A 25053-nucleotide genomic window follows, 5' to 3' on the forward strand; every position below is an offset into this window, starting at 1 on the left:
GGCAGTGGCGTCGTGCTCGCTCTCGCCGGTGCTGTGCTGGGGCTCGCCGGGGTGGTGATCACCGCCGACAGAGGTGTGACGGAGTGGCCGTTCGTGGTGACTTTCGGAGTGCTCATCGCTGTCGGCGAGATGGTCCAGTTCCGGGTGGACCGGAGCAGGAACCGGGCGCCGATCGCGACCAGTGCCGCGCTGGGGTACTGCCTGCTCAGAGGACCGGAGGTCGCGACACCACCCGATGTGGCCCAGATCGTCGCTGTGACCGCCGTGGCAACCGCCATCGGCGTGATTCCACGGATCGTCGCAGGTCTGTGGTGGGACCCGGTCGTCTCGTGCCGGCGGCTGCTCTCGGTCGGTGCCGCAGCCGCAGTCTTCGCAGCGGTCACTCCGGACTGGTTGTACTGGGACGGTTCCAGTGCGCATGCACTCCCGTTGGTCGGCGCGATGCTCCTCGCAGTGCTGGCCGCCGCACTTCTCGACGCCATGGTCGGCGCCGGCCAGGCGACCGAACGCCACAACAGACCGTTCCCAGCCGCTCTGCGTGACGAGCTGGGAGTGACGGCGCGGATCGGAATGGCAATGGGCATCAGTGGGGTCCTGCTTGCCGCCGGGACCTCGATCGCAGGCCTGTGGGCTCCGCCGCTCGTCGTTGTTCCCTTGCTCCTCACCCAGTTCGCGTTCCGTAGGTATTCGTCGGCGCAGCGGACGTATCGGACCACGGTTCGGTCGATGGCTCGTAGTACGGAGATCGCGGGGTTCAGCAGTCCTGGGCAGAATGCGCGGACGGCTCAGTTGGCGGTTGCTCTGGGCCACGATCTGGGGTTGACGCCGGCGCGGATGGAGGCGTTGGAGTACGCCGCTTTGTTGTCGGGCGTCGGCCAGTTGGCGTTGGCGGATCCCAGTCCGGGTGGGGCTTCGCTGTTGCGGACACGGGAGGAGCGGCAGCGGGCGGCGGAGATCGGTGCCTCGGTCATCGAACGGTCCGGCGTGCTGGACCACGTCGCCGAGATCGTCCGGCACTCGAACGACCCGTACCGGCACGGCCGGGCCAGCAACGCCGACATCCCGGTAGAGAGTGGGATCGTCAACGTGGCGCTGGCTTACGAGCAGCTGGTCGGGGAAGGGACCGGGCAGTCGCCGGGCAAGGCGATGGAGTCGATCGGTCTGGGCATTGGCGCGGAGTACGACCCGGTCGTGGTCGAGTCACTCAGGAGGGTGATCGGCCGAGGCTTCCGCTTTTAGCCGAAGCAGTGCGGGCGTTCCCTCGCAGGGCTCCAGTTCGTCCCACACCGGCGCGGTTTCGGTCGGTATGCGGTGCGATCCGCCCATTCCGGCGTACAGCAGGAGGCCTGCGCCGGCGGCGATCAGGACGTCACCCGGGCTGACCGCCTGTCCGAGGCCGGGAAGAGCCACCGGTACGACGTCGCCGAGCCAAGGCAGTGTGGTCGTCGCGTCGGACAGTTCGTGGCGCGGATCGCTGACGAAGGGCCCTACACCGGCCCGGGCCAGGGCGTCGGCGGCGACCGGCATCGCGCCGTTCAGGGCGACCACCAAGGCGTTGCAGAAGAAGCCCAGCGCCAGCAGGCCGACCCCTGGGTGGCGGAGGTTCTGGCGGAGGAAGACCGCGATGCAGACCGCGGAGCCGATCAGGCCGACCGGGTACGCCGTACCTCCGGTGAGCGAGCCGAGGAACTGCCCGATCGCCGCGGCGGCCAGCCAGTGCACGCCGGTCAGGGAATTGTCGGCCAGCCGGGTGAGGCGTCCACCGGTCGCCCAGGCCGCACCCGCGGCGAGCACCATGACGAGGAGGACCAGCAACACCCTCGCGATTCTGCCGCGCCCGCACCGGAATCCCGGGCAAGCTGATCCCGCAGCGTGTCGACATAACAGCAAAGAGTGATGGCGGCCCCTCTCCGAGAGAAAAGGCCGCCATCAACCACCTAGGACTTGACCGGTGCCGCGCCGCCCTCGTCGAGGAGTTCGGGCAGGTCCTTCACCCCCGGGTCACCCTGGTCGGCCCGGTAGTCCGACGCGTGCGTGCTGTCCACACCGTCCGGAACCTTCAGCGCCCGGAACACCAGCGTCAGCACGACCACCACGATCAGGTTGAGCCCGAACGCGGTCAGCGCGATGTACGACTGGGTGTCGGTGAACGGGACGTTCGCCAGCGAGCCGCCGAAGTGTTTCCCGGTCGCCGGGTTGATCACGTTGTAGGCCTCGATGGTGCCGAACAACATCGCGATCGCCCAGCCGGCCAGCAGCGCCCACCGGTGGAACCACCGCGTGTACAGGCCGACCACGATCGCCGGGAACGTCTGCAGGATCCAGATCCCGCCGAGCAGCTGGAAGTTCAGCGCCAGCGTCTTGTCCAGCGTGAGGACGAACGCCAGCGCACCCAGCTTCACTGCCAGCGACGCGAGCTTGGAGACCTTCGCCTCCTGCGCTGGCGTGGCGTCGCGTTTGATGAAGTCGCGGTAGATGTTGCGGGTGAACAGGTTCGCCGCCGCGATCGACATGATTGCCGCCGGCACCAACGCGCCGACCGCGATCGCCGCGAACGCGATCCCGGCGAACCAGGACGGGAACTCCTGGTCGAACAGCCGCGGGATCGCCAGCTGCGGGTTCGCCAGCCCGTCCAGGCCCTTCACGTCCACGTTGGCCTTGATCGCCATGAAGCCGAGCAGCGCGAGCAGGCCGAGCAGCAGCGAGTACGCCGGCAGGATCGCGGCGTTCCGCCGGACGACGTTGCGGTTCTTGGTCGACAGCACCGCGGTCACCGAGTGCGGGTACATGAACAGCGCCATCGCGGAACCCAAGGCCAGCGTCCAATACGCCGAATAGCCCGACTCACCGGGGATGAACGCACCGACCGGCTTGCCGGTGTTCGGGTTGGTCGCGGTCAGCTTGGTCTCCGCGGCGTCGAAGATCGCACCCCAGCCGCCCAGCACGTGCGGCAGGTAGAAGATCGCCACCGCGATCACCAGGTAGATCAAGCCGTCCTTGACGAACGCGATCATTGCCGGCGCCCGCAGGCCGGAGGAGTAGGTGTACGCCGCCAGCACCGCGAACGCGATCAGCAGCGGCAGGTCCTTGGCCAGCAGGTTGTCGCCGCCGAGACCCATCGTCTCGAACACGGCCTGCATACCGACCAACTGGAGAGCGATGTACGGCATCGTCGCCAGGATGCCGGTCACCGCGATCGCCAGGGACAGCGCACGACTGCCGTACCGCCCGCCGACGAAGTCGGCCGGGGTCACGTAGCCGTTGCGGTGCGAGACCGACCACAGCCGGGACATGAAGATGAAGATGATCGGATAGACCACGATCGTGTACGGCACCGCGAAGAAGCCGCTGATCGCACCGGTGGCGTACATCGCGGCCGGCACGGCGATGAACGTGTACGCGGTGTAGAGGTCGCCACCGAGCAGGAACCAGGTGATGAACGTGCCGAACCCGCGGCCACCCAGACCCCATTCGTCCAGGCTCTCCATGCTGCCGGAACTGCGCCATCGGGCCGCCATGAATCCCATCACGGTGACGGCGCCGAAGATCACGATGACGATGATCAGCTGGACCCAGTCGACACTGTGATTCACTGGTCGCCCTCCTTGACCGTACCCGGATTGTCCGGGTTTCCGAGTCCTTCCGCCGCGCGCCGCTTACGCTCCTCGGTGCTCACCAGCCGGAAACAGATGCTGACCAGGATGGCGGAGAGGAAGACCCACAGGAACTGGTACCAGTAGAAGAACGGGAAGCCCCACAAGCGGGGCTCGTTCTTGGCGTAGGTGGACACCAGGAGCGGTACGACGACAGCGATCGCCAGCAGGACGCCGGAGATCCAGTACGCGGGTTTCACCGCGGACAATCGGGACACTGCAAACCTCCTCGGGACACAGGCGCAACGGAGCACGCTACCGTTCGTCCGGACAAGCGACCAGATCTTCAGGGTGGTTCATGGATAACGAACGCGCATGGCTGGTTCGGCGGGTCGTGCTGTCCGTTCTCTTCCTGCTGATCGTTGCCGTCCCGCTGTATCCGGAGCTGTTCGGCCTGGACGAGGTCACCCCGTTCGCGCAACTCGTGGCGTTTCGCCCGCAAGGATTGGCCGTCGTCCTGCTGCTGGGGCTGCTGATGCTGGTACGGCGGGGATGGCGGATCGCCGCCGTCCTGCTGATGGTGCTGGCGCTGACCGGGGCGGCGCTGACCGCTCCCCGGCAGTTCTCGGATCCGAAGCCGCCGTCGGCCGGGTCCCGGGTGCTGACGATCATGGTCGCGAACGTGCTCGGCGGTGGAGCCGACGCGGGTGCGGTGGCCAAGGTGATCCGGGAGCGCAGGCCCGATCTGGTTTCGTTGCCGGAGGCACAGGCCGACGTGCGCGAGGAGATCCGGGCGCAGCTGCAAGGCCTTGTCTACAACGGTTACACGCTGCAGCCGAGCGCGGCGGTGGAGAGTGCGACCAGTGTCCTGGTGTCGTCGTCACTCGGTGCGGTGCGGTTCGCCAAGGACCAGTCCGCGACGGCCTTCGGACACATCATCGTCACCGGAGGGAACCTGGGGGACGTGCGGCTGATCGCGTACCACGGGTTCCCGCCGTTACCGTCCGAGGTGACCACCTGGAAGCAGGATCTCGGGGTGCTGCGGCAGTGGTGCGCCCAGAATCCGCCGACGATCGTGGCGGGCGACTTCAACGCGACCACGGACCACGCGGACTTCCGGCACGCGCTCGGTTCGAATTGCCGCAGTGTGGCGTCGCTGACCGGCGCCGGGCTGGTCGGCACCTGGCCGTCGGACCAGCCGGCGGTCACGCGGACCCAGATCGACCACGTGCTGATCACCCGGCAGCTCGAGGCGGGCCGGTTCACGACGTACGCGATCGAGGGCAGCGATCACCGGGCTGTCGTGGCGACAGTCGCCGTACCTAGGACTGAGTAGAGGCCGGGCGGTAGATGTAGGGCTGTGAGGACTGCACGGCCTCGGTGAGCATCAGCAGCATGTCGGCACGGGCCTGGATCGGCCGGCCGAACAGCTCGTCGTCACCCGGGATCGGGAAGCCCTTCACCCCGATCGCCAGCTGGCTCAGCAGGACATGCAGTACGCCGCGGGCGTTGAAGACCGAGGGAGTCGGCCACTCCGGCAGCGTCTCGTGCATCAGCGGCTGCTGAGCCGCGGTCGCCGCGACCGGCTTCAGCCAGCGCTCCAGCTCGTCGCTGGTCAGCATGTTCCGGTGCAGGATCGTCATCACCGCGTGTGCGACCCGGTCGTGCTCCTCGTGCACCCAGCGGTACTGCGTGTCCTTGACGATCCGGTCGGCCAGTACGTCGAGCAGCGCCCGAAGCACTCCGGCGTCGCAGTGCCGTGACCGGGCCAGTGCACCGATCGCGTCCGCGCCGTGGGCCACCGCATGCGCCCAGCCGCAGTCCGGCACATACCCGCGCAGGTCGCGCTCCCGCAGCAGCCAGGTGGCCAGCCGGTCGCCCCAGCGCATCACCACCTCGTCGTGCACCAGGAACTCGGCGTTGTCGCGGTGGATCACCTCCGCCAGCGTCAGTGCGGTGAAGGACCGGCGGAAGACGGTGTCGGTGCCGTCCTCACCCAGCCCGTACGCCAGTCCGGCACACAGGCCGTCACCGAAGCCCGGCAGCAGGTCGTCGTACACCCCGCGCTCGAGCCAGGTCGCGAGCGTCGGGTACGCGAGCGCGTCGCGGATCTGCGGGTTGGTACTGGCGAGGCCGCGGACGAGCTCCTCGGTGAGGTCGGTCAGCGCACGGTCGCGCGGTACCGCGTAATCCGCGGCCATCACGTCCTGCCAGTACGTCGACTCCACCCGAGCATCCTTTCATCCGTGCCTGATCAATCAACACCTATCTACACCCATCTGTCGAGCGGACCACCGCAGGTACTGGTACAAGCCGTCGGTAGCATCGAGGCGTGCCGTCTCTGACCGACGTGGCCCGTAACCACACCACCCTGGACCAGGCCGACCTGGACCGCCTCCAGCTGCTCGTCTCCGACTGGCAGATGCTGGCCGACCTGTCGTTCGCCGACCTGGTGCTCTGGCTGCCGGACACCGAGGGCCTCGGCTTCTGGGCCGGGGCGCAGATGCGGCCCACCACCGGACCGACGGCGTACCTGGACGACATCGTCGGCAGTTTCATCCCGCGCGGCCGCCGGCACCTGCTGGACCAGGCCTACGACGGAGGCCGGATCTGCCGGGAGGGTGACCCGGAGTGGCGCGACGACGTCCCGGTCCGGGTCGAGACGATCCCGGTCCGCCGCGGCACCCGGGTGATCGCGGTGATCGCGCGGAACACCAACCTGCTCGGCGTCCGGACCCCGTCCCGGCTGGAGATCGCCTACCTGCAGAGCGCCACGGACCTGGCCCGGATGATCACCGACGGCATCTTCCCGTACGGCGGCGAGCGGCTGCTGTCCACCACGCCACGGGTCGGCGACGGCTGTATCCGGGTCGATCGGCACGGGATGGTGACGTTCGCCAGCCCGAACGCGTTGTCGGCGTACCGCCGGATGGGGCTCGTCACCGACCTGGTCGGGAGCCGGCTCAAGGACGTGACCGGCGAGCTGCTGCACAGCGGGCACAAGGTCGACGACGTACTGGCGTCGGTGCTGACCGGGCGGGCTGCCAAGGAACTCGAGATCGAGAACCCGGAGGCGACGCTGTTCCTGCGCGCGATCCCGTTGCGCGCCGACGGGCAGCACGTGGGGGCGCTGATCCTGCTCCGGGACGTGACGGAGCTGCGCAGCCGGGAGCGGGAGCTGGTCACCAAGGAGGCGACCATCCGGGAGATTCATCATCGCGTCAAGAACAACTTGCAGACGGTCGCCGCGTTACTCCGGATGCAGGGCCGGCGGATCACCGTGCCGGAAGCCCAGGCCGCGCTGGCCGAGGCGGTCCGGCGGGTCGGGTCGATCGCGATCGTCCACGAGACGCTGTCGGAGTCGTTCGACGAGCACGTGGACTTCGACGACGTCGCGGACCGGGTCGGGGCGATGGTGGCCGATGTGTCGACGGTCGCCACGTCCGTCGAGACCAAACGGTCCGGGAGCTTCGGCGTGCTGGACTCCGAGATCGCGACTCCACTGGCGATGGTGCTGACGGAGCTGATGCAGAACTCGGTGGAGCACGCTTTCCGGTCCCGCGACGGGGAAGAGGCCAGCGGCACCATCGAACTGTCCGCCGAGCGGTCGGTCGGCCGGCTGCGCGTCACCGTCGTCGACGACGGGCACGGTCTGCCGGCGAACTTCGACTCCGAACTGTCCGGCAATCTCGGCCTGTCCATCGTCCGCACCCTCGTCATCGGTGAGCTCGACGGCACCCTGGACTTCGGCCCACGCCATGACGGGAAGCACGGCGCCCAGGTCACCCTGGACATCCCGGTCAAGGACTAGCCCGAGGGGAAAGCGAAAGGCCCCGCGGGATGGTCCGCGGGGCCTCGAAAGTACTTGGTCAAGCGGTGCGGATGCGGGCGCGAGCGTTACGGCGCTTGAGGGCGCGGCGCTCGTCCTCACTCAGGCCGCCCCAGACACCGTGGTCCTGTCCGGCTTCCAGCGCCCAGGCGAGGCACTGCTCACGCACGTCGCAGCGACGGCACACCTGCTTGGCCTCCTCGATCTGCATGATCGCGGGCCCGGTGTTGCCGATGGGGAAGAACAGTTCCGGGTCCTCATCGAGGCAAACGGCCCGGTGGCGCCAATCCATGGCGGATCCCATCTCTCTCAGTAGTTGTCGTACGCTGTGAGCTTGGTCTGTGCCCAGGCAGCGCGGCTTTACTCGTGGTTCGTCTCGCACGGGGGGTTTGTGGTGCGAGGTGCTCGATCTAAGAACGTGTTGTGAACGTTTTCACGAACGAGACCATGTTCCCAATCTCAGGTGAGTGAAACAAGGGTTCTGGAGTTGTCGATCAGATCACAACACTTCCTTAACACTACGAACCGGTGCATAGCGGTTCGCCCCGTCCGTTAACCGGACAGAGACTCGTTCCCGCGATCACCCGTTCACTGCAAGTAACCGATCCAACGGCCTTCGGGTTACGCACAACCTCAAATCCCTGTGGGGCTGGGGTTCCTGCGGCCCGTGCGGGAACGCAGGAAGAGCAGGTGGTCGACCCGCGTGCCCGAAACACGTCCGGCACGGAGCGCCCAGGGAGTATCTCCTCACCCCGCGCAGATCACGCTGCACGGGCTCAGGAGACACGCCCTAAGCTGACGGACATGCCGACCGACCCCCCAGCTGCCGCCGTACCGAGACCGCTCAAGCTAGCCGCGGCTGTGGTCGCTGCGGAAGGGCTCGTGCTGGTCGTTCTCGGAATTGCCGAAGCATTTACGATCCAAAGCTCCCGGCTGGTCCTCGGACTGACCACCACCGCCTTCTTCATCCTGTACGGCGTGGGCCTTGGCGTCGTCGCCCGTGGGCTGTCCCGCGCGTCGACGTGGAGCCGGGGGCCGGCCGTGTTCGCCCAGCTGATCCAGATCCTGGTCGCCTACAGCTTCTGGGGCGGCTCGACCAAGGCGGTCGCGATCGCACTCGCCCTGGCGGCGGTCGGCGTACTGATCGGCATCTTCAACAAGGCGTCCACCGAAGCGCTGGCCGACGACCCCACCAAGGACCGTCCGGTCCTGTAGCTACTCCTTGAGCAGGCCGGCGCGGAGCTCGGTGAGGGTGCGGGCCAGCAGGCGGGAGACGTGCATCTGGGAGATGCCGATCTCCTCGGCGATCTGGGACTGCGTCATACCGCGGAAGAACCGCAGCGTCAGGATCCGCTTCTCCCGGGTGTCCAGCTGCGCCAGGAGCGGTTTCAGGGACTCGCGGTACTCCACGCTCTCCAGCGCCTCGTCCTCGCCGCCGAGGCCGTCCAGGACCGTGTTGGCGTCCGCCTCGTTCTGATCGGGGGCGTCCAGCGACAGCGTGTTGTAGGCGTTCGCGGACTCCAGGCCCTCGATCACCAGATCCGGCGACAGCCCCAGTCGCTCGGACAGCTCGGCGACCGTCGGTGCCCGGCCCTGCTCCTGGGTCAGCTCGGCCGTCGCCGCGGTCAGCGACAGCCGCAGCTCCTGCAGCCGCCGTGGCACCCGGATCGCCCAGCCCTTGTCCCGGAAGTACCGCTTGATCTCGCCGAGGATCGTCGGTGTCGCGTAGGTGGAGAACTCGACCCCGCGGTCGGAGTCGAACCGGTCGATCGCCTTGATCAGGCCGATGGTGGCCACCTGGACCAGGTCGTCGTACGGCTCGCCCCGGTTCCGGAACCGGCGGGCCAGGTGCTCCACCAGCGGCATGTGCAGTGCGACCAGGCCGTCCCGGGCCCCGATATGGGCCGGATCGCCCGGACCGGCGGCCGCCATCGCCCGGAACAGGTCGGCCGTCCGGGTGCGTAGATCGGGTGTTTCCTGGGGCTCGCCCAGGGTTCGTTCCTCAGTCACGCCTCCGCCTCGCTGGCGCTCGGCTCCGGCGTAACTGACAACAGTGCTCTCCCTATTGTTCGCTCGCTCACAGCTTCTCCGCGGCGGTGGCGGTTGCCGTCACGGTGATGGTGAGACGGCCGTCGATCGTCTCCGCGGCCGCGGACTCGACCAGTGCGGTCAGCACGGTCCAGCCGAACGAGGAGGTGTCGGGACGCCAGCCGTTCGGTACGACGGCGCTGGTCCGCACCGTCAGCTGTGGCGGGTCGATCTCGAAGACGCAGTCCAGCACGCCGTCGGACGCCTGCGGGAGGAGCAGCGCGCACGCCTCGTCGACGGCGATCCTCAGGTCGTCGATCGCGTCCACGGTGAAGTCGTTGCGAGCCGCCAGGTTGCCGACCACCGACCGCGGTACGGCGATGTACGCACTGTCCGCCGGAATGCTCAGACGGACCTCGGCGGATCGTCCGGTGCTTCCCACACTGCCTCCCTCGTGTCCGGCGGGTGATCGCCCCACCACGCCGTACATCTTCCACGCTGCACGCCCGCAATGCACGGCGAAGGGCCCGGCCTTGTGGACAAGGCCGGGCCCGGGCGGTGGAACTCAGCCGGTCGGCTCGACGTGGGTCGGGTCGAGGACGCGGCGCAGGAAGGTACGGGTGCGCTCGTGTGCGGGGTTGCCGATCAGCTCGGCCGGCGTGCCCTGCTCGACGATGACACCGGCGTCCATGAACACGACCCGGTCGGCCACCTCACGGGCGAACGCCATCTCGTGGGTGACCACGAGCATCGTCATCCCGTCCAGCGCCAGCTTGCGCATCACCGTGAGCACCTCACCGACGAGCTCCGGGTCGAGTGCCGACGTCGGCTCGTCGAACAGCATCAATGCCGGGTCCATCGACAGCGCCCGGGCGATCGCCACCCGCTGCTGCTGACCGCCGGACAGCTGGGCCGGATAGGCCGTCACCTTCTCGTTCAGGCCGACGCGTTCGAGGTTGGCCCGGGCGATCCGGTCCGCCTCCGCCTGTCTGCGCTTCAGGACCGTCGTCTGGGCGACCGTGCAGTTGGCCAGCACGGACAGATGCGGGAACAGGTTGAACTGCTGGAACACCATCCCGATCTGCTGCCGGGCGGCGTCCAGGTGGCAGTCGCGGTCGGTGATGTCCTCACCGCGGACGAACACCTGCCCTTCCTGCGGATACTCGAGCAGGTTGACGCAGCGCAGCAGTGTGGACTTGCCCGAGCCGGACGGGCCGATGACGCAGACGACCTCGCCCTCCTCGACGGCGAAGTCGATCCCACGCAGGACGTGGTTGCTTCCGAAGGACTTGTGCAGGTTCTTGATCTCGACCAGAGCCATCAGCGCGTCTTCGCCCCTCTCGCCTCGAGCCGGCGAACCAGGATGCCCAGCGGCAGGGTGATGATCAGATAGCAGAAGCCGGCGGTGACCAGCGGGGTCAGGTTCGAGTAGGTGTTGGCCAGATCCCGGCCGAAGCCGGTCAGCTCGTACCCGTCCGCGCTGACGCCGATGATGAACACCAGCGACGAGTCCTTCACCAGCAGGATCAGGTCGTTGGTCAACGGCGGCAGCACGATCCGGAACGCCTGCGGCAGCACGATCTTGCGGGTCGCCAGCCCGGGCGGCATGCCGAGCGAACGCGCCGCCTCGACCTGGCCCTTCGGGACGGCCTGGATGCCGGCCCGGATGACCTCGGCCATGTAGGCCGCGGCGACGATGCCCAGGGCCAGCCAGACCACGCCGTACGGATCCCAGGGGATCGTCAGGCCCTCGAAGGCCAGCGGCAGCAGGCTGAACGCGATGAAGACCACGATCGCCGGCAGGCCGCGGAAGAACTCGATGTAGGCGGTCGCGAGCCACCGGTACGGTCCGACGCTGCTCAGCCGCATCAGCGCCAGGATGGTGCCGCCGATCAGGCCGATCACGAACGCGCCGGCGGTGTACTCCAAGGTCTTGACCAGGGCTTGGAACAGGCCGTCCTCGACCGCCGCCTTGATGTACTCCGGTTTGAAGAAGACGTCGACGATCTGCTTCCAGTCCGCGGTGAACGCGGCGATCAGGATCAGCGCGATCAGGATCGCGTACTGGATCCAGCGGGAGCGCTGAGCCCGTTGCCGCGGGCTCAGCCCCTTCCGCTCAGCGGTGGCGGTGGGTTCGCTCACTTCTTCGGCTCAACCCCGAACCACTTCTTGTAGATCTCGTTGTACTGGCCGTCCGACTTGGCCTTGGTCAGCAGTTCGTTGAACTTCGCCACCAGTTTCGGTCCGCTGCCGTCCTTGAGCGCGCCGAACCCGTACTGCTCGCCGGTGTTGAACTCGGTGGCGATCGCCATCTCCGGGTTCGCCTTGACGAAGTCGTAGAGCACGCCGTTGTCGTTGATGGCGGCGTCGACCCGGCCGGACTTGACGTTGTTGGTCTGCAGCGCCAGGTCGTTGAACGGGATCACCGTGTAGCCGAACTGCTTGGCGTTGTCGTCGGCGTACTTCTTGCCGGTGGTGTCGGCCTGGGCGCCGATCTTCTTGCCCTTCAGGTCCTCCAGGCCCTTGATGCCGGAGTCCTTCTTGACCATCAGCACCTGGGTGGCGTCCATGTACGGATCGGTGATGCTGATCGCGGCCTGCCGCTCCGGGGTGATGGTCATCGCGCCCATGCCCATGTCGCACTTCTTCGCCTGGAAGGCGGCTCCGGAGGTGACCTGTGCCCACTCGATGTTGACGACTTCCTGCTCCAGGCCGAGATCCTTCGCGACCAGGTCGAGGAGATCGACGTCGAAGCCGACCACGTCGGCGCCGTCCTTGTACTGGAACGGCTTGTAGGGCAGGTGGGTGCAGACCATCAGCTTGCCGGACTTCACCAGGGTGATCCCGGCGGCGGCGGCCTTGTCCTCGGTTCCACCGCTGCCCGAGTCCGAGTCGCCGCCGCCACAGGCTGCGAGCGTGAGCGCGAGTACGGCGGTCGCGGCGACGGTGGCGCGGACGCGACTCTTGCGGAGGGTGGAGACGATGTTCATCGCGATACCTCTCGACACTGGAACTGGTACGCCGAACCGGTCGGTACCGGTCCGGATGCCGCATCCTGACACAGCAGACAGCCACGTGTCGGCTGCCGACTACGGCTGAGACCTCATCGTCACCCTGTTGCCGCCCGGATGCAGCCCTTGGGGCCGCTGTGGGCACCCTCACAGAGCAGACCAGTGCGGTGTGTGGTTTACTCGGTGCGACGGGTGACCCCCTGGCCGCGGCGTTGTTCGACGTACCCATTGATCGAACCGCCCACTCACTGTAACCAACCGCCTGCACGCTGTTTCTCCGAAGGGTCCCCGCATGGTCGCCCAGCCCCATCCGTCCGTCTCCGCCGTCACCGAGTCCGATCGGTACGCCGGTGACGCCGTCTTCGAGCTGCACCGCGGCGGCAAGATCGAGGTCACGTCCTCGGTCCACGTCCGCGACGCCGCCGACCTGTCCAAGGCCTACACCCCGGGTGTGGCCCGGGTCTGTACGGCGATCGCCGAGGACCCGTCGCTGGTCCGGCGCTACACCTGGAAGTCCAACGTGGTCGCGGTCGTGACCGACGGGACCGCCGTCCTCGGGCTCGGTGACATCGGCCCGGCCGCGTCGCTGCCGGTGATGGAGGGCAAGGCCCTGCTGTTCAAGGAGTTCGGCGGCGTCGACTCGGTGCCGATCGCACTCGACTGCACCGACGTGGACGAGTTCGTCGAGACCGTCGTCCGGCTGGCGCCGACCTTCGGCGGGATCAACCTCGAGGACATCTCGGCCCCGCGGTGCTTCGAGATCGAGCGGCGGCTGAAGGAGCGGCTGGACATCCCGGTGTTCCACGACGACCAGCACGGTACGGCGGTCGTCGTACTGGCCGCGCTGCGGAACGCGCTCCGGGTCACCGGCAAGTCGATCGAGGACATCCGGGTGGTGATCTCCGGAGCCGGTGCGGCCGGGGTCGCGTGCGCCCGGATCCTGCTGCAGGCAGGTGTCGGCGACCTGGCCGTTGTCGACAGCAAGGGTGTGCTGCACGAGGACCGCGCCGACCTGAACCCGGTCAAGCTCTCGCTGGCCCGTGACACCAACACCGGCGGGCTGTCCGGCCGGCTGGTGGACGCGCTGGACGGCGCGGACGTGTTCCTCGGCGTGTCCGGTGGGACGGTGCCGGAGGAGGCGATCTCGCGGATGGCCGATGGGTCGATGATCTTCGCGCTGGCGAACCCGAACCCCGAGGTGCACCCGGACATCGCGCACCGGCACGCCGCCGTGGTTGCGACCGGACGCTCCGACTTCCCGAACCAGATCAACAACGTGCTCGCGTTCCCCGGCATCTTCCGCGGTGCCTTCGACGCGAACGCCTCCCGGATCACCGAGGGGATGAAGCTCGCGGCAGCCGACGCGCTGGCCGGCCTCATCACCGAGGACGACCTGCGCCCGGACTACATCATCCCGTCGCCGTTCGACGCCCGCGTCGCCCCGGCCGTCGCGACCGCGGTGGCCGCCGCGGCCGAAACCGACGGGGTCGCCCGGGCCTGATCAGCCGCGGACGACCATGCGTTCCCACCACTGGCCGGCTCGGTTCAGCATCTGTACGTCGTGGCCGCCGGACTCGACGTAGCCGGTCATCGCGAGCCGGGAGTAGACGGCGGACATCGCGCCGCGGCCGGAGCCGTCGTACCAGCCGCCACGGCGGATGTCGTCGTCTCCGGTTCCGGGGAACGTGGTGCGCTCCAGGTCGAGCCACGGGAAGCCGGTCGGGACGGCGAGCTGGGTGGCCTCGATGAACCGGTGCGTGTACTGGATCTTCGCGTCCAGTCCGTGCCAGAACAGTCCCGGTGCGAGCACGCTGCGCGGGGGAGTACCCCGCCAGTACGACGCCAGCCAGGCGGCCGCATGCGGCACCTTGACCCGGTTGTCGCGGACCGCCTTCAACGCCGTACCCATCTGGGCGATCGCGTTCGGGGACCAGCCGTAGGTGATCAGATACGGGTGCTCTCCGGTCTCCTCGCCGATCTCGTACGTCGCGCCGTCGAGCGGGAACCCGGCCGGTGCGCCGGCGTAGACCAGGTCGGGATCGATCTCGGTGGTGCCGAGCAGGTGCCGCGTTCCGGCCGCGGCGGCGTCGTTGTAGGTGGCGGACTGGAAGCGGCCGTACCCGACGGCGAGTGCGCGGACCGCGGCGTACTGGTCGAGTGACAGCATCGACGGCGCCCAGTGCTCCACGTCCCAGCTGCCCATGTTGCCGTCGTCACCGGCGACGAAGTGCGGGAAGGCGCCGACGTACCGGTCGTTGCGGAACGCCGAGACGGCTTCCTGACGGGTGTACTGCAGTGCCGCCACCCGATCCAGCATGGCTTGGGCCGCGGCGTCGACGGACCGGATCCGGGCCGGGTCGCCGGACCGCTGCTCGAGGTACTCGGCGTAGTTGACGAGCAGCTCGGCCCGCCCGGTCAGGGTGCGGATGTCGCCGGTGCCCAACACCGTGTCGGGCTGCGCGGCGTACAGGTCGAGGAGCGCGGTCAGGTACGTCTCCAGGTTGGCGCGCAACCGCGGATCGCCTTGCAGGTAAGGGCTGCGCAGCATCTGCAGGGCGATGTCCGTGTTCATGTGGCCCGGCCGCCGCTGCAGGATGTAGTCGAGCAGTTCGTCGGCGGTCTGGCGCTGCCGTGGGTCGCCGGTCACGTCGTACATCGCCGCCAGTGCGGCGTGCGCATGCGACGCGCCCTCGAGGCCCCGGCCGGTGGCGACGCCGTCGGCGGTGATCTGCAGGTAGGCGCCGGTGACCTGTGCGGTCGTCGCGGCCGGCGCCGGCACGGTCTGTCCGGTCAGCAGGGCGGTGGTCAGGGAGGCAGCCACCAGGAGACGGAACATCGGTCCTCCTCGAGAATTTCGGTCAGGGCCGTTATTACCGCGAAAGGGGGCGAGCTAAACTCCGACACTGATGTGAGAGTCGGAGTGAGGTGGTGATCGCGTGCGGATGCGGGAGATGGTGGCCCGGACCGGCGTCAGTGAACGGTTGTTGCGGTACTACGAGGACCAGGGGCTGTTGAAGCCGGAGCGGCTGCCGAGTGGGTACCGGGAGTACGCCGAGAGCGATGTGGACCTGGTGGGGCGGATCCGGACGTTGCTGGCGGCCGGGTTGTCGACCTCGACGATCGCGCAGGTGCTGCCGTGTGTGACCGAGAAGCTGGAGCCGACGTGCCCGGTGCTGATCGACCAGTTGCAGCACGAGCGCGACCGGATCTCGGCGTCGATCAAGGCGCTGGAGGAGTCGCGGCAGTTGCTGGACGGCGTGCTTTCCACTCCCATGGTGAATTCGGTAACTGACTCGGCGCAGACCACCCCCTAGGGTGGTACGCATGCTTGCTGCCTACGCCGCCAAGTTCGACGCCGACGACCCGATCGCCGCACTGGAGGTGGGGGAGCGCCCCGACCCGACGGTGCCCGAGGGGTGGGTGACGATCGACGTACGGGCGACTGCGCTCAACCACCACGACCTGTGGTCGCTGAAGGGCGTCGGACTGGCCGAGCAGAACCTGCCGATGATCCTCGGGTGCGACGCGGCCGGGATCGACGCGGATGGCAACGAGGTCGTCGTGCACGCGGTGATCTCCGACCCGGCGTGGAAGGGTGACGAGACGCTCGACCCGAAGCGGTCGCTGCTGAGCGAGCGCTACCAGGGGACGCTGGCCGAGAAGGTCGCCGTCCCCGCGCGGAACGTCGTACCGAAGCCGGCCGGGCTGAGCTTCGAGCAGGCCGCGTGCCTGCCGACCGCGTGGCTGACGGCGTACCGGATGCTGTTCACGCAGTCGGGGCTGAAGCCGGGCGACACCGTGCTCGTGCAGGGCGCCGGTGGTGGGGTGGCGACTGCGTTGATCACGCTGGCGCGGGCCGCGGGCATCCGGGTCTGGGCGACCAGCCGGGACGACGGGAAGCGGGCGAAGGCGCTCGAGATCGGCGCGCACGACGCGTTCGAATCCGGGGCGCGGCTGCCGGAGCGGGTCGACGCGGTGATGGAGACGGTCGGTCAGGCGACCTGGTCGCACTCCCTGAAGTCGCTGAAACAGGGCGGCACCCTGGTCATCTCCGGCGCGACGAGCGGCCAGGCGCCGAAGTCGGCCGAGCTGAACCGGATCTTCTTCCTGCAGTTGCGGGTCCAGGGCTCGACCATGGGCACCCGGGTCGAGCTTGCCGAGCTCGTCCAGTTCATGGCGAACGCGGGCATCTCGCCGCACATCGACTCGGTGCTCCCGCTGGCCGACGCCCGCAAGGGCTTCGCCAGGATGAACGAGGGCGACGTCTTCGGCAAGATCGTCTTTACTGTCTGAATGCGACCGGAGATCCGCCAGGCCACGGCGAAGGATGCCGAGGCCGCGGCCTGGTGCCACCTGCTCTGCTGGCGGGAGGCGTACGCCGGCCTGGTCGAGGCCGACGTACTGGCGGAGCGGACCAGCGACCTGGAGCGCCGGACCGAGCGCTGGGCGCACGCGACGGCCGAGGGATGGATCCGGTGGCTCGCGGTGAACCCCGATCCGGAGGCTGCCGTCCAGGACCGGGTGATCGGCTTCTCGTCGGCCGGGCCCGCGCGTGACGACGATGCCCCCACGCCCTTGGAGCTGTTCGCGATCTACGCCCGGCAGGCGTGGTGGAGCACCGGGCTGGGCGCCCGCCTGCTGGAGGTTGCTGTCGGCAAGGACCCGGCCAGCCTGTGGGTGTTCGAGGACAACCGTCGGGCCCGGACGTTCTACCGGCGCAACGGCTTCGTCGAGGACGGTGTCCGCAAGCACGATCCGTACTTCGGCCTGATGGAGATCCGGATGGTCCGGCACTGACGTTTCACGCCCGAAACATGCGCGTCGCACCGGGGCAATCGAACTGGACCAGTCTGGTCCTACCGCAGGAAACCCCCGCGGGTTCGATCCGCCCGATCGATGAGCGACCAGGAGTGCCCATGAGGCCGACCTTGACGGTGATCGCCGACCCCGCCGACCGCTGGATGATGAAGGCCGCCTGTGTCGGCCAGGCGCCGGCGTACGACGAGACCGCCACCCAGTGGGAGCAGCGCAAGGCCCAGGCCGTGTGCCTGACGTCCTGCCCGGTGATCGAGGAATGCCGCGAGTGGGCCCGCCGGACCAAGTTCACCGGCACCGCGGCCGGCGAGAAGTTCCTCTACGGCCGCCGCCGCGGCCGCCCCGGCCCGCAGGAGCGCCGCCGCCCTTCCATCGTCGAAGAGCAGCAGGCCAGCTGAGGTCAGACCTCGACAAGCTCGTCGGCGCGCTCCGCGCCGGCGGGCTTTTCCGTCCGCCGGAACGGCGAGGTGATCGTCGGCAGGATGTACTGCCGGTTGCGGACCAGCGCGACCACCGTGAGCGCCAGGTAGACCCCGCACAGCACGTATCGCCCGGTCTGACCCGGTACGGCGAACTGCACCGCGAACAGCCCCAGCAACGTCCAGGCCGCCCAGCGCGGGAAGCGAAGGCTCAGCAGGACCGCTAGACCCAGCAGCGTCTGCGTCGCGGTGAGCAGGAACTCCTCGACCTGACGCCCGTCCAGATGCAGGGCAGCGGATCCGCCACCGATCATGTACGCGATCGGCAGGCTGCCGATCAGCAGGGTCCACTGGTTCACCTTGGCCGAGATGAGCAGCCCCAGTGCGGCCCCGCCTTTGCCCCGCCAGGCGAACAGCAGCGCCACGATGAACTCCGGTGCCTCCGAGGCCAGCGGAGCCAGCCACTGCACCAGCAGGAACTGGTCGATCCCCAGTGCGTGGCCGCCCTCGACCAGTGAGTCCGCGAACGGCTCGGCCGCCATCAGGATCACCAGGGCCGCCGTCACGAACATCCCGATCACCGCGGTCCGCCGCTGCACCGTCGGCAGTGCGCCGATCCGCGCGGCCGGCCCGATCAGGTCCGGCTCCTCGTCGTGCCCGGACGCGGCCGCCCGCCACAGGTAGTACCCGAAGAAGGCCAGCAGCCCGATCCCCAGCACGAGGTGGATCTGCCCGGTGACCGGGATGACGAACGCGACCACGCTTGCGATCCCCAGGAAGCCGAGCTCCCGCTTGTACCCGGAGTCCAGCACCAGCGCCTTCACCGTCCGCCCGCTGCGCCGCGAGGCGACGTACAGGCTGATCAGTACGACGCTGGACCAGCCGAGGCCGAGGAGTAGCCGGTTGGAGCCGGTCATGTTGGCCGCGGCGTACTGCACGTACGCCGGGTCGCTGCCGGCCGTGTGCGCGAAGTAGAGGTCCACGGCGTACTCGGGCAGGACCGCGATCACCGCGAGCAGCGCGATCGCCAGTCCGCCGGAGATGTCGACCTCCGCGGCCTCGGCGGCCCAGGCGAGCACGAACGACGCGGCGACCACGCCGAGACCGAAAACCACGATCGCGAGCGGTGCCGACGGATGCACCCCGGACAACCGGAGGGCAACGGCCGGAAGCGCTGCGGCGAGGCAGAGGAACACAGGGCGGAGGGCTCTGGGCATGTCTCAAGGCTGCCATCGTTTTAACACTTTCGCAATTGCGAAAGTATGAGACCGTCGTCACCGCGGCCCGGCGTGCTGTCGCCTGACCGGTCCAGCGGTCACAATGACTGCGCGATGACCACATCCCCTGAACCGACGAAGGCGCAGCTCGAATCCGCCGCGGGCACCTTCGCGATGCTCTCCGCACCCGTCCGGTTGCACCTGGTGTCACTGGCGGCGCAAGGCGAGTACGACGTCGGCACACTGGCGGACCGGGTCGGAGTCAGCATCGCCACCGCGAGCCAGCACTTGGGCAAATTGCGGCTGGCCGGCATCATCACCGCCCGCCGCGAGGGCCGGCGGCACATCTACACCGTCGACGACCCCCACGTGCTCAACCTGGTCGACCAGATCTTCGAACACATCGCCCCCGACGGTTCCCTGGCCCCCGACCCACCCCGCCGCACCCGGCCACCGCACACGGACTAGAAAAACGAATGCCCTCCGCCGTCGGCGGAGGGCATGTCGGTCCGGCTGGAACAGCTGGAGGATCAGTCGTCCTCGTCGTCGAGGCGGGCCAGCCAGGTGGCGAAGCGTTCGATCGGGGTTTCGAACTCGGGGTTCAGGTCGACGAACTCGCGCAGCCGTTCGGCCACCCAGGCCAGCGTGACGTCGTCCTCGCCACGCCGGCCCTCGAGTTCCTCGATCCCTCGGTCGGTGAAGTACACGTCAGCTGAACGCCTGCTTCAGCAGCGTGGCCTGCTCGGCCTGGTGCGCGCCCATCGAGCCCACCGAGGTCGCCGACATGGCCGGCCGGGAGACCCGGTAGAACGGCCTGCCGCCGAGGTGCTCGGTCAGGTTCAGCGCCATGAACGGCCACGGGCCTTGGTTCGCGGGCTCGTCCTGGACCCAGCGGATCTCGGCCGCGTTCGGGTACTTGGCCAGCTCCGCGACGATCTCGTCGGCCGGCAGCGGGTAGAGCTGCTCGACCCGGACGACCGCGGTGCTGAGCTTGTCCGGCTCCGCCTTCTTCCGCTCGGCCAGCAGGTCGTACGCGATCCGGCCGGAGGCCAGGATGACCCGCTCGACGGTGGCCGCGGTGGCCTCCGCCTCGACGTCGCCGATGACCGGCCGGAAGGCGCCGTGGGTGAGCTCCTCCGGCTGCGACACCGCCTCCTTGCGCCGCAGCAGCTGCTTCGGCGTGAACACGATCAGCGGGTTGTGCTCCTCGCCGAGGGTGTGCCGGCGGAGCAGGTGGAAGTACGACGCCGGCGTCGACGGCTGCGCCACGGTCATCGCGTTCTCGGCGCACAGCGACAGGAACCGCTCGATCCGGGCCGACGAGTGGTCCGGGCCCTGGCCCTCGTAGCCGTGCGGCAGCAGCAGCACGACACCCGACTTCTGGCCCCACTTCGCCTCACCGGCCGAGATGTACTCGTCGATGATCGACTGGGCGCCGTTGACGAAGTCGCCGAACTGCGCCTCCCACAGGGTCAGCGCGTCCGGACGGGCCACGGAGTAGCCGTACTCGAAGCCGAGTGCGGCGTACTCGCTCAGCAGCGAGTCGTAGACGTGGAAGTTCGCCTGGTTCTCGTCCAGGTTCTGCAGCGGGACGTAGTCCTGGCCGTTGACCCGGTCGATGATCGCGGCGAACCGCTGCACGAACGTGCCCCGGCGGCTGTCCTGACCCGCGAGCCGCACCGGCCGTCCGGCCAGCAGCAGCGAACCGAACGCGGTGATCTCCGCGCTGGCCCAGTCGATCGGACCCTGGGTGATCGCGGTCGCCCGGCGCTGCAGTTGCGGCAGCACCTTCGGGTGCACGGTGAAGCCCTCCGGCAGCGTCGTGTGCGCGTCGGCGATCTTCTTCAGGATCTCGGGCGTCGTCGCGGTCGCGTCCGGGCCCTCCGGCTTGTCCGGGTAGACCGGGACGGTCACGTACGGCGCCGGGGTGTCCGGCTGGCTCTTCGCCTCGCGAACCTCGGTGAACACCCGCTCCAGCCGCTGCTGGAAGTCCCGCATCGCCTGCTCGGCCTCTTCGACCGTGATGTCGCCGCGGCCGATCAGGGCCTCGGTGTAGAGCTTGCGGACGGACCGCTTCTGCTCGATCAGGTCGTACATCAGCGGCTGGGTGAAGCTCGGGTCGTCGCCCTCGTTGTGACCGCGGCGGCGGTAGCAGACCAGGTCGATGACGACGTCCTTGTTGAACGCCTGGCGGTACTCGAAGGCCAGGTCGGCAACGCGGACACAGGCCTCGGGGTCGTCGCCGTTCACGTGGAAGATCGGTGCCTGCACCATCCGGGCGACGTCGGTGGAGTACATCGACGAGCGCGACGAGGCCGGCGAGGTGGTGAAGCCGACCTGGTTGTTCACGATCACGTGGATCGTGCCGCCGGTGCGGTAGCCGCGCAGCTGGGACAGGTTCAGCGTCTCCGCCACCACGCCCTGGCCGGCGAAAGCCGCGTCACCGTGCACCAGCACCGGCAGCACCGGGAACGCGGCGCCGCGGTCCAGGATGTCCTGCTTGGCCCGGACGATGCCCTCGAGCACCGGGTCGACGGTCTCCAGGTGGGACGGGTTCGCCGCCACCGAGACCTTGATCTTGTCGCCGAACTCGGAGACGAACTCGCCCTCGGCGCCCAGGTGGTACTTGACGTCACCGGAGCCCTGCACGGTCCGCGGGTCGATGTTGCCGTCGAACTCGCGGAAGATCTGGCCATAGGACTTGCCGACGATGTTGGCCAGCACGTTCAGCCGGCCGCGGTGCGCCATCCCAATGACGACCTCGTCCAGGCCGGCGCCGGCCGCCTCCTCGCACAGCTCGTCGAGCAGCGGGATGGTGGTCTCGCCACCCTCGAGCGAGAAGCGCTTCTGGCCGACGTACTTGGTCTGCAGGAAGGTCTCGAACGCCTCGGCCTCGTTCAGCTTGGCCAGGATCCGCAGCTGCTCCTCGCGCGGCGGCTTGGTGTGCGGCCGCTCGACCCGCTCCTGCAGCCACCGGCGCTGCTCGGGGTCCTGGATGTGCATGTACTCGATCCCGGTGGTCCGGCAGTACGAGTCACGCAGGATGCCGAGGATCTCCCGCAGCTTCATGAACTTGCGGTCGGTGGCCTGGCCGAACGACCCAGTGGCGAACTCGCGGTCGAGGTCCCACAGGGTCAGGCCGTGCGTGGCCACGTCCAGGTCGGGGTGGCTGCGCTGCTTGTACTCCAGCGGGTCGGTGTCGGCCATGATGTGACCGCGCACCCGGTAGGCGTGGATCAGCTCCAGGATCCGGGCCTGCTTGCTGATGTCGTCCTCGTGGCTGTGCGGGAGGTCGGCGGCCCAGCGGATCGGCTCGTAGGGGATCCGCAGCGACTGGAAGATCTCGTCGTAGAAACCCTCCTGGCCGAGCAGCAGCTGGTGCAGCCGGCGCAGGAACTCACCCGACTGGGCGCCCTGGATGATCCGGTGGTCGTACGTCGAGGTCAGCGTCATGACCTTGCTGACCGCGAGCTTGGCCATCGTCTCGTCGGCCGCGCCCTGGTACTCCGGCGGGTACTCCATCGCGCCGACGCCGATGATGCAGCCCTGCCCGGTCATCAGCCGCGGCACCGAGTGCTGGGTGCCGATGGTGCCGGGGTTGGTCAGGCTGATCGTGGTGCCCTGGAAGTCCGGCAGCGCCAGCTTGTTGTCCCGGGCCCGCCGGACGATGTCCTCGTAGGCCATCCAGAACTCGGCGAACGTCATCGTCTCGGCGGCCTTGATCGACGGCACCAGCAGCTGCCGGGTGCCGTCGGGCTTCTGCATGTCGATGGCCAGGCCCAGGTTGATGTGGGCCGGCTGGACCAGGGTCGGCTTGCCCTCGGTCTCGTCGTACGACGCGTTCATCTCGGGCAGCGTCTTCAGCGCCTTCACCAGCGCCCAGCCGATCAGGTGGGTGAAGGAGATCTTGCCGCCGCGGGCGCGTTTGAGGTGGTTGTTGATGACGATGCGGTTGTCGATGAGCAGCTTGACCGGGACCTGCCGGACGCTGGTCGCGGTCGGGACCGAGAGGCTGGTCTCCATGTTCTGCGCCGTCCGCGCGGGCGCGCCGCGCAGGATCTTCCGCTCCGTGTCCGTGGTGGTCTCGGGAGCGGGCTTGGTCTGGGCGCTGGGCGGCTGGTTCACCGTGCCTCCGGTCGGGGCGGCGCTGGTGGGAGCCGGCGCTGCTTGTGCTGCGGGTTGGTTCTGCTGCGGTACGGCGGCCTGCGCACCGGCCGGCGGTGTTGCGGCCGCTGCGGCCGGAGCTGCGGCAGCAGGGGCAGCGGCGGTGGCCGCGGCTGCGGGCTGGCTCGAGGCGGGCGCGGACGCGGCCGTGCCGCGGCTCGGCGCCTCGGGGGTCTTGTTCTCCGACACCGCGTCGGGCCTGGGAGCGTCGGCCGGGGCGGTGGTCACCGGCTTCGCGTCACCTGGCGTATAGGTCTTGAAGAAGTCGAGCCACGCCGGATCCACTGATTTCGGGTCCTGCAGATACTTGTCGTACAGCTCGTCGACCAGCCATTCGTTAGCACCGAAGGCTGCTAGTGGATTCGTGTCTGATGGCTCGGTGGCCACTTGGCAGTTCGCCTCTTCCGATCGGTCCGTTACCGCGGTGGTTACTGCTGATGTTATGGGGGCATCCCCAGGGCAAGGCTAATAGCACGCCGACCACTTCCACAGTCCGGGATCACCGGACCAGTGCGTCGAGTGGTCGGGCCCTCCCGGCTTGATCGTTCGAGGCCTGAAACACTGTGCTGGCAGGTGTTTCAGCTCACCGAGCACCCGTCCGGATGTGAGCGACCCGGCCGAAGGCCGGACGGAGTGCCGGACGCCTTACAGAAGTGGGATTCCGGCACTCCCCGCCGTGACTCTGGGTACAGCGATTGAGCCTGACTGGCCACTGTATGCAACTGAGCACTAGCCGTCCGTGGTGATCATGACTGCGCAGAAATGTGGCGAACCTCACGCTCCGGATCAGTCCAGTTCGTCACCACTGGGCTCACCGCGCTTGTGCACGCGGTCGGGATGCTATGTTCTGGATATTATATATCCAGAATCTATCGAGAGGACCCGCCCGATGATCACCAACCCGGCAGAACTGCACGACCCGACCGGCTTCGGCTACAGCCATGTGGCCGGCGTCGGGGACCTCGTCTTCGTCGCCGGCCAGTACGCCTCCGGCTCCGACGGCCAGGTGCCGGTGGCGGGGTTCGCCGAGCAGGTCGAGCTGGCGTTCGACAACCTCGGGGTCGCACTGCGCTCGGCCGGCCTCGACTACGCCGACGTGTTCCAGCTCCGCACGTACGTCGTCGACCACACGCCGGACAAGCTCGCCGTCGTCGGTGCCGCCATCGCCCGCCGCTGGCCCGGCAGGCCGCCCGTTCAGACGCTCCTCGGCGTCGCCGCACTCGCGCTTCCGGACATGAGCTTCGAGGTGGATGCGATCGCCGTACGCCGCTGAGCAGGGGTTGGCGGCATACTGACCAAATGGCGTTGACGGATGAGGCGATCGTCAAGATCAAAGGGATGATCACCTCGGGGGAACTGGGGCCGGGGGATCGACTGCCGAAGGAGGCGGATCTCGCGGCGCGGCTCGGCCTGTCGCGGAACTCGCTGCGCGAAGCGGTCAAGGCGCTGACGCTGGTGAACGTGCTCGACGTCCGGCACGGCGACGGCACGTACGTGACCAGCCTGGACTCGGCGCATCTGCTCGATGCGCTGAACTTCATGGTCGACCTGCATCGAGACGACTCGGTCCTGCAGTTCTTCGAGGTACGACGCTTGCTCGAGCCGGGGGTGGCCGCGCTGGCCGCCGTACGGATCAGCAAGGAACAGCTGACGGAGTTGCGGTTGCTGTGCAGCGACCTGACCCCGGACGCGCCGGTGGAGGAGTTGGTCGCCAACGACCTGCGGTTCCATCGCGCGATCGCCGAGGCGACCGGGAACCAGGTGGTCTGCTCGCTCCTGGACGGCATCTCCGGCGCGACCCAGCGGGCCCGGATCTGGCGCGGCGTCACCCAGGCCGGCGCGGTCGAGCGGACGCTGTCGGAGCATGCCGCGATCCTGGATGCGATCGAGATCGGTGACGCGGAGGCGGCCCGCGCCTGGATGACCGCCCACATTGCCGGCGTCGAGACCTGGCTCCGCAAGGCCCCCTGAGTTCTG

General features: G+C 68.4%; 26 protein-coding genes. 12 read left to right on the forward strand and 14 right to left on the reverse strand.

All coding sequences use genetic code 11. The annotated features are described in order from the left end of the window. The first annotated feature begins 12 nt into the window (after positions 1 to 12). Complete coding sequence (locus ACGFIF_RS27375; protein ID WP_393158332.1) at positions 13 to 1239, forward strand: HD-GYP domain-containing protein; 1227 nt, start codon at positions 13 to 15, stop codon at positions 1237 to 1239. Here ACGFIF_RS27375 and ACGFIF_RS27380 read toward each other — a convergent pair. From ACGFIF_RS27380 to ACGFIF_RS27390, 3 genes are all read right to left on the reverse strand, one after another. Then, entirely contained in the window at positions 1201 to 1818 is a 618-nt protein-coding gene (locus tag ACGFIF_RS27380) for a DUF5317 domain-containing protein (protein ID WP_393158334.1), read from the reverse strand. The two genes, ACGFIF_RS27375 and ACGFIF_RS27380, sit on opposite strands and share 39 nt — an antisense overlap. A 119-nt stretch (positions 1819 to 1937) precedes the next feature. Next, positions 1938 to 3527 (reverse strand): monocarboxylate uptake permease MctP, encoded by a 1590-nt coding sequence (gene mctP / locus ACGFIF_RS27385; RefSeq protein WP_393158380.1) that lies wholly within the window; start codon positions 3525 to 3527, stop codon positions 1938 to 1940. Positions 3528 to 3589: 62 nt separating this feature from the next. Further along, entirely contained in the window at positions 3590 to 3871 is a 282-nt protein-coding gene (locus tag ACGFIF_RS27390) for a DUF3311 domain-containing protein (protein ID WP_393158335.1), read from the reverse strand. 80 nt (positions 3872 to 3951) lie between these two features. On the opposite strand from ACGFIF_RS27390, the gene ACGFIF_RS27395 reads away from it, so the two are divergent. Beyond that, the gene (locus ACGFIF_RS27395; RefSeq protein ID WP_393158336.1) at positions 3952 to 4929 is read left to right on the forward strand and encodes an endonuclease/exonuclease/phosphatase family protein; all 978 of its coding nucleotides are present in this window, start codon (positions 3952 to 3954) and stop codon (positions 4927 to 4929) included. On the opposite strand, the gene ACGFIF_RS27400 is transcribed toward ACGFIF_RS27395, so the two are convergent. Next, positions 4916 to 5821: a DUF2785 domain-containing protein gene (locus tag ACGFIF_RS27400; RefSeq protein WP_393158337.1), complete on the reverse strand. Its 906-nt coding sequence runs from the start codon at positions 5819 to 5821 to the stop codon at positions 4916 to 4918. The two genes, ACGFIF_RS27395 and ACGFIF_RS27400, sit on opposite strands and share 14 nt — an antisense overlap. A gap of 104 nt (positions 5822 to 5925) precedes the next feature. Between ACGFIF_RS27400 and ACGFIF_RS27405 the strand changes: the two genes are divergently transcribed. After that, positions 5926 to 7404 (forward strand): sensor histidine kinase, encoded by a 1479-nt coding sequence (locus tag ACGFIF_RS27405; RefSeq protein ID WP_393158339.1) that lies wholly within the window; start codon positions 5926 to 5928, stop codon positions 7402 to 7404. A 58-nt stretch (positions 7405 to 7462) separates the two neighbouring features. On the opposite strand, the gene ACGFIF_RS27410 is transcribed toward ACGFIF_RS27405, so the two are convergent. Further along, positions 7463 to 7714: a WhiB family transcriptional regulator gene (locus ACGFIF_RS27410; protein WP_012922773.1), complete on the reverse strand. Its 252-nt coding sequence runs from the start codon at positions 7712 to 7714 to the stop codon at positions 7463 to 7465. A gap of 512 nt (positions 7715 to 8226) precedes the next feature. On the opposite strand from ACGFIF_RS27410, the gene ACGFIF_RS27415 reads away from it, so the two are divergent. Next, the gene (locus ACGFIF_RS27415; protein WP_393158341.1) at positions 8227 to 8637 is read left to right on the forward strand and encodes a hypothetical protein; all 411 of its coding nucleotides are present in this window, start codon (positions 8227 to 8229) and stop codon (positions 8635 to 8637) included. On the opposite strand, the gene ACGFIF_RS27420 is transcribed toward ACGFIF_RS27415, so the two are convergent. The 5 genes from ACGFIF_RS27420 to ACGFIF_RS27440 form a co-directional block, all read right to left on the reverse strand. Further along, positions 8638 to 9432 (reverse strand): RNA polymerase sigma factor SigF, encoded by a 795-nt coding sequence (locus ACGFIF_RS27420; protein WP_393158342.1) that lies wholly within the window; start codon positions 9430 to 9432, stop codon positions 8638 to 8640. It lies immediately after the preceding gene. Between the two features lie 67 nt (positions 9433 to 9499). Further along, positions 9500 to 9892 (reverse strand): ATP-binding protein, encoded by a 393-nt coding sequence (locus ACGFIF_RS27425; RefSeq protein WP_393158343.1) that lies wholly within the window; start codon positions 9890 to 9892, stop codon positions 9500 to 9502. 123 nt (positions 9893 to 10015) lie between these two features. Next, positions 10016 to 10771 carry an amino acid ABC transporter ATP-binding protein gene (locus ACGFIF_RS27430; protein WP_393158345.1) on the reverse strand — a complete coding sequence of 252 codons (756 nt, stop codon included), beginning with the start codon at positions 10769 to 10771 and terminating at the stop codon, positions 10016 to 10018. After that, positions 10771 to 11592 carry an amino acid ABC transporter permease gene (locus ACGFIF_RS27435; protein ID WP_393158347.1) on the reverse strand — a complete coding sequence of 274 codons (822 nt, stop codon included), beginning with the start codon at positions 11590 to 11592 and terminating at the stop codon, positions 10771 to 10773. The genes ACGFIF_RS27430 and ACGFIF_RS27435 overlap by 1 nt, the downstream gene beginning before the upstream one ends. Then, positions 11589 to 12440: an ABC transporter substrate-binding protein gene (locus ACGFIF_RS27440; RefSeq protein WP_393158348.1), complete on the reverse strand. Its 852-nt coding sequence runs from the start codon at positions 12438 to 12440 to the stop codon at positions 11589 to 11591. Before ACGFIF_RS27440 ends, ACGFIF_RS27435 begins: the two co-directional genes overlap by 4 nt. A gap of 313 nt (positions 12441 to 12753) precedes the next feature. Between ACGFIF_RS27440 and ACGFIF_RS27445 the strand changes: the two genes are divergently transcribed. Next, positions 12754 to 13962, forward strand: coding sequence for an NADP-dependent malic enzyme (locus ACGFIF_RS27445; RefSeq protein WP_393158349.1), 1209 nt, complete (start codon positions 12754 to 12756; stop codon positions 13960 to 13962). Here the strand turns inward: ACGFIF_RS27445 and ACGFIF_RS27450 are convergent, their stop codons facing one another. Next, positions 13963 to 15297 carry a hypothetical protein gene (locus ACGFIF_RS27450; RefSeq protein WP_393158350.1) on the reverse strand — a complete coding sequence of 445 codons (1335 nt, stop codon included), beginning with the start codon at positions 15295 to 15297 and terminating at the stop codon, positions 13963 to 13965. A 106-nt stretch (positions 15298 to 15403) separates the two neighbouring features. Here ACGFIF_RS27450 and ACGFIF_RS27455 point away from each other — a divergent pair, with 106 nt between their 5' ends. The 4 genes from ACGFIF_RS27455 to ACGFIF_RS27470 all read left to right on the forward strand — a co-directional run bounded on the left by ACGFIF_RS27455 (position 15404) and on the right by ACGFIF_RS27470 (position 17674). Further along, the gene (locus tag ACGFIF_RS27455) at positions 15404 to 15775 is read left to right on the forward strand and encodes a MerR family transcriptional regulator (protein WP_393158382.1); all 372 of its coding nucleotides are present in this window, start codon (positions 15404 to 15406) and stop codon (positions 15773 to 15775) included. Between the two features lie 10 nt (positions 15776 to 15785). After that, the gene (locus ACGFIF_RS27460; protein WP_393158351.1) at positions 15786 to 16754 is read left to right on the forward strand and encodes a zinc-binding dehydrogenase; all 969 of its coding nucleotides are present in this window, start codon (positions 15786 to 15788) and stop codon (positions 16752 to 16754) included. Then, positions 16755 to 17258 (forward strand): GNAT family N-acetyltransferase, encoded by a 504-nt coding sequence (locus ACGFIF_RS27465; protein ID WP_393158352.1) that lies wholly within the window; start codon positions 16755 to 16757, stop codon positions 17256 to 17258. Between the two features lie 119 nt (positions 17259 to 17377). Continuing rightward, complete coding sequence (locus ACGFIF_RS27470) at positions 17378 to 17674, forward strand: WhiB family transcriptional regulator (protein ID WP_393158353.1); 297 nt, start codon at positions 17378 to 17380, stop codon at positions 17672 to 17674. Between the two features lie 2 nt (positions 17675 to 17676). On the opposite strand, the gene ACGFIF_RS27475 is transcribed toward ACGFIF_RS27470, so the two are convergent. Next, positions 17677 to 18912 carry a sodium:proton exchanger gene (locus ACGFIF_RS27475; RefSeq protein WP_393158354.1) on the reverse strand — a complete coding sequence of 412 codons (1236 nt, stop codon included), beginning with the start codon at positions 18910 to 18912 and terminating at the stop codon, positions 17677 to 17679. A 114-nt stretch (positions 18913 to 19026) separates the two neighbouring features. Between ACGFIF_RS27475 and ACGFIF_RS27480 the strand changes: the two genes are divergently transcribed. Then, positions 19027 to 19380: a helix-turn-helix transcriptional regulator gene (locus ACGFIF_RS27480; protein WP_132207887.1), complete on the forward strand. Its 354-nt coding sequence runs from the start codon at positions 19027 to 19029 to the stop codon at positions 19378 to 19380. A gap of 62 nt (positions 19381 to 19442) precedes the next feature. On the opposite strand, the gene ACGFIF_RS27485 is transcribed toward ACGFIF_RS27480, so the two are convergent. Then, positions 19443 to 19619 (reverse strand): DUF6104 family protein, encoded by a 177-nt coding sequence (locus ACGFIF_RS27485; RefSeq protein ID WP_199238036.1) that lies wholly within the window; start codon positions 19617 to 19619, stop codon positions 19443 to 19445. 1 nt (position 19620) lies between these two features. Beyond that, positions 19621 to 23463, reverse strand: coding sequence for a multifunctional oxoglutarate decarboxylase/oxoglutarate dehydrogenase thiamine pyrophosphate-binding subunit/dihydrolipoyllysine-residue succinyltransferase subunit (locus ACGFIF_RS27490; protein ID WP_393158355.1), 3843 nt, complete (start codon positions 23461 to 23463; stop codon positions 19621 to 19623). 502 nt (positions 23464 to 23965) lie between these two features. On the opposite strand from ACGFIF_RS27490, the gene ACGFIF_RS27495 reads away from it, so the two are divergent. Both ACGFIF_RS27495 and ACGFIF_RS27500 read left to right on the forward strand, forming a co-directional pair. Beyond that, a complete protein-coding gene (locus tag ACGFIF_RS27495) occupies positions 23966 to 24349 on the forward strand; it encodes a RidA family protein (protein WP_393158356.1) in 384 nt (127 codons plus the stop codon). A 26-nt stretch (positions 24350 to 24375) separates the two neighbouring features. After that, the gene (locus ACGFIF_RS27500; protein WP_132326041.1) at positions 24376 to 25047 is read left to right on the forward strand and encodes a FadR/GntR family transcriptional regulator; all 672 of its coding nucleotides are present in this window, start codon (positions 24376 to 24378) and stop codon (positions 25045 to 25047) included. The last annotated feature ends 6 nt before the right edge of the window (positions 25048 to 25053 follow it).

It is taken from the genome of Kribbella sp. NPDC049174 (assembly GCF_043197365.1).
In the GTDB taxonomy this organism is placed as follows: Bacteria; Actinomycetota; Actinomycetes; order Propionibacteriales; family Kribbellaceae; genus Kribbella.

Coding starts and splice junctions, on each gene's coding strand:
- mctP (WP_393158380.1), bottom strand. CDS start 3,527: ATGGGATTCATGGCGGCCCGATGGCGCAGTTCCGGCAGCATGGAGAGC.
- ACGFIF_RS27395 (WP_393158336.1), top strand. CDS start 3,952: ATGGATAACGAACGCGCATGGCTGGTTCGGCGGGTCGTGCTGTCCGTT.
- ACGFIF_RS27410 (WP_012922773.1), bottom strand. CDS start 7,714: ATGGATTGGCGCCACCGGGCCGTTTGCCTCGATGAGGACCCGGAACTG.
- ACGFIF_RS27415 (WP_393158341.1), top strand. CDS start 8,227: ATGCCGACCGACCCCCCAGCTGCCGCCGTACCGAGACCGCTCAAGCTA.
- ACGFIF_RS27430 (WP_393158345.1), bottom strand. CDS start 10,771: ATGGCTCTGGTCGAGATCAAGAACCTGCACAAGTCCTTCGGAAGCAAC.
- ACGFIF_RS27440 (WP_393158348.1), bottom strand. CDS start 12,440: ATGAACATCGTCTCCACCCTCCGCAAGAGTCGCGTCCGCGCCACCGTC.
- ACGFIF_RS27445 (WP_393158349.1), top strand. CDS start 12,754: ATGGTCGCCCAGCCCCATCCGTCCGTCTCCGCCGTCACCGAGTCCGAT.
- ACGFIF_RS27450 (WP_393158350.1), bottom strand. CDS start 15,297: ATGTTCCGTCTCCTGGTGGCTGCCTCCCTGACCACCGCCCTGCTGACC.
- ACGFIF_RS27455 (WP_393158382.1), top strand. CDS start 15,404: ATGCGGGAGATGGTGGCCCGGACCGGCGTCAGTGAACGGTTGTTGCGG.
- ACGFIF_RS27460 (WP_393158351.1), top strand. CDS start 15,786: ATGCTTGCTGCCTACGCCGCCAAGTTCGACGCCGACGACCCGATCGCC.
- ACGFIF_RS27465 (WP_393158352.1), top strand. CDS start 16,755: ATGCGACCGGAGATCCGCCAGGCCACGGCGAAGGATGCCGAGGCCGCG.
- ACGFIF_RS27470 (WP_393158353.1), top strand. CDS start 17,378: ATGAGGCCGACCTTGACGGTGATCGCCGACCCCGCCGACCGCTGGATG.
- ACGFIF_RS27475 (WP_393158354.1), bottom strand. CDS start 18,912: ATGCCCAGAGCCCTCCGCCCTGTGTTCCTCTGCCTCGCCGCAGCGCTT.
- ACGFIF_RS27480 (WP_132207887.1), top strand. CDS start 19,027: ATGACCACATCCCCTGAACCGACGAAGGCGCAGCTCGAATCCGCCGCG.
- ACGFIF_RS27495 (WP_393158356.1), top strand. CDS start 23,966: ATGATCACCAACCCGGCAGAACTGCACGACCCGACCGGCTTCGGCTAC.
- ACGFIF_RS27500 (WP_132326041.1), top strand. CDS start 24,376: ATGGCGTTGACGGATGAGGCGATCGTCAAGATCAAAGGGATGATCACC.